This window comes from Enterobacter sp. PL1 (assembly GCF_945957325.1).
GTDB classification, from domain to species: domain Bacteria; phylum Pseudomonadota; class Gammaproteobacteria; order Enterobacterales; family Enterobacteriaceae; genus Enterobacter; species Enterobacter roggenkampii.
Map to the genome: position 1 here is coordinate 1 of NZ_CAMFKT010000066.1, position 3,029 is coordinate 3,029.

The following is a 3,029-nucleotide window of genomic DNA, read 5'->3' on the forward strand; positions in this document are numbered from 1 at the left end:
TGCTATGAACGAAAATTTGGTTTGTGGGTTTGTATATACAGTACAATATTATTTTAATAGCAACAGCTATTTGTATGTGAAAAATATTGTTAGAAATATGGAGAGTCTTATCCGTAAACTATCTCCTACTCATATTGATGATAAGGTTCTAATTGAATATCAAAATAAGAAATTATCAAAAGCCCCAGCATCATTTCGCGTTTTACGACCATTTTTGATTAAATGGTTTGAGTTAGGATATACGGGAATAGATGAAAGTGCTGTAGAACTGTTAAAGCATTTGGACCTAAAAATAAAAAAATCTGGTCAGTCTGTGCTTCAAGATGATCCAACAGAGGGACCATTAAATAAAGAAGAACATACTTCTTTGATTAAGGCTATGAATCATGCATATAGAAAAGGTGAACTGTCACTGCCACATTATGCAATATCACTATTGATCAGTCTTACAGGTAGAAGACCTCAGCAGTTAGTTATGTTGAAATATAAAGACCTTCTTCAAAAGAACTTAGATAATGGCAAAGTAGAATATGTAATTTCAGTGCCACGAGTAAAACAACGGGGTAAAGAACTACGATATCGAGAACTTGCAATAATATCAGAGGTTGCATCAATTGTTCAATTGCAAGCTAATCAATCAGTGAAACTTGTTGAGCAAGCTCTTGGAAAAACTCTTGATGATTATTCTAAACGAGAAGTTCCTGTTTTCTTAAATGAGGAAAAACTCTCAGATTTATCCATAACAGGTTCAATACTTCTGGAATATAATAAATTATATGCGAAGCCTACAATTGCTAATGTAGCATTGAAAAGTATTGTTAATAATGGGAATGTAATATCCAACCGTACCGGTTCGATACTAAATATTACTCCTCGTAGGCTTCGTTATACAATAGCAACTATGCTGGCTAAGAATGGGCATAATGTTAATACTATAGCTGAATTATTGGATCATTCATCTACTTCAAGTGCGGGGATTTATATTAAAAATCATGCTGACAGTGTTGAAAGGATTGATTCCGCTGTTTCAGAACAATTGTCATTTGTCGCTGATATTTTTATGAACGGAATCAAATCGAAAAAGAGTAGTCATTTCAAATTTTTTTCTTCAAGTAGATGCCAGAGTCAGAATTCAGGATTTCCTTGCAATCAATGTATGTTTTTTATTCCGATTGATCGCAGTGAGGTGAATCAACTATGAATAATATTATTTTGTTCAAATCAAAAAAACATATTCTTGTAGAAGAAAATTATAATGAGTTCATAAAATTTTGTCGCTATCAACTGTCCGGACTAAACCAAACTCAGGATTGGGAGCAGTATGCCTGGAAAGGATATGTCACATTTAGAAAAATAGGGATTGGAAATAAAATCTTTGATTCCATTGATGCAATGCACGAAGATTATATCAATTTTGCGAAAGCATATATCAGATATCAACACACATTGAAACCATTGAAAAATTATGGGGTTATTATGATGGCCTTGCGATGTCTCGAACAGGCCCTTTTGCAGGTTCAGAACACTGGTCTCATTTATAATGTTACAGCCGTTGTTTTCGATGAGGCAATGCAGATCGGGAGTAAATATTTTGAAGGTAACGTTTTGGCTAAATGTGGAATACAGCTTGAAAAAATATCAAAGTTTCTGTGTGAACATAATCTTGTGAAGTCAGGATATATCTCATGGAAAAACCATGTAAAACAGAAAGTCAAAAACAATTATCTTCCTGAGATTGAGGATTATCACCGAAGCGATAAGTTACCAGATGAAGAAGCATTGCTCGCTATTGCTGATATTTTTTCTCAAAATGATGAGTTACTGAGTCCAAGGGATAAGTTCACCAGTTCAGTATTTGCACTTCTACTTTGTTGTCCGAGCAGAATTTCTGAAATTTTAGCCTTACCTGCTGATTGTGAGATTACACAAATAGATGGCAAGGGTATCGAAAGATATGGTTTGAGATTTTATTCGGTAAAAGGGTATGGCCCTAATATCAAATGGATTCCACGGGTTATGATACCAGTTGCAAAGAAAGCGATTAGAAGATTACTTTCCTTATCACAAAATGCAAGAGCACTTGCTCACTGGTGCGAAAAGTACCCGGATAAATTTTACCGACATGAGCTTTGCCCAACAGTTGATGAAAAAGCTAAATTGACCGTTGTACAAGTTTGCCATGCACTGGGGTATAATTTATTTGATCATAAATCATGTGTTTTAAAAATTAAAAGAACGAGTTTGGATGGTGGGAAAAGTTTCTTAAACCACAATGATTACAACTATTCATTGAGTAATTTGTGGGAAATTATTAGTTCTAATTTTAGCAGAGATTTTCCATGGTATGATAAAGAAAAATCCATAAAATTTAGTAATGCTTTATGCTTGCTCAATACTGATCAATTTTCTTTATCAAGAATGACTTCAATTTTCACATTTTACAAACCTACTAAAAGTTTCTTTTTCAGTGACATACAAAGAAAAAAAAGCTATGAGATGAATTATAAAAATATATTTTCCCGATATGGGTATTATGATGATGAAGGTAAACCACTACTTATTCGCTCACACCAGCCACGGCACCTTTTAAACACAATAGCCCATTATGGTGAAATGTCTGAACTGGATATAGCTAAATGGTCTGGTCGTATCAATGCGAATCAGAACAGAGTTTATAACCATGTGTCAGAAGAAGATATGTTAGATAAAATCAAAGCTATTAAATTGAATAGGAGTAATTACTGTCAAAGGGAGTCAATACCCACAAATGAATTGACAATTGATTTTGATAACCTTAATCAAGGTGCAATACACTTAACTGAATTTGGTTACTGTGTACATAACTATTTAATCAAGCCTTGTGCAAAAATTAATCATCTTATTGAATGTGATAATGAAACACCGGACATTAACTCAGTAGATAGAATTAGACTGCAATCTGTCCGAGAGAAAGTAATGCAATTAAAGAGAATAACTCAGATCGCTTATGAAAATGGTGATTATGGTGCAGACAAATGGTTGCAACACCA

2 protein-coding genes are annotated in these 3,029 nt (G+C 33.7%); both read left to right on the top strand.

All coding sequences use genetic code 11. The annotated features are described in order from the left end of the window. Nucleotides 1-1,201 (top strand): site-specific integrase (locus tag N6P30_RS24155; RefSeq protein ID WP_260630000.1); only part of this gene is annotated, 1,201 nt, incomplete at its 5' end. Further along, nucleotides 1,198-3,029, top strand: a 1,832-nt coding sequence (locus tag N6P30_RS24160; RefSeq protein ID WP_260630001.1) for a DNA-binding protein, incomplete at its 3' end; no start/stop codon positions are given. The genes N6P30_RS24155 and N6P30_RS24160, both read left to right, overlap by 4 nt.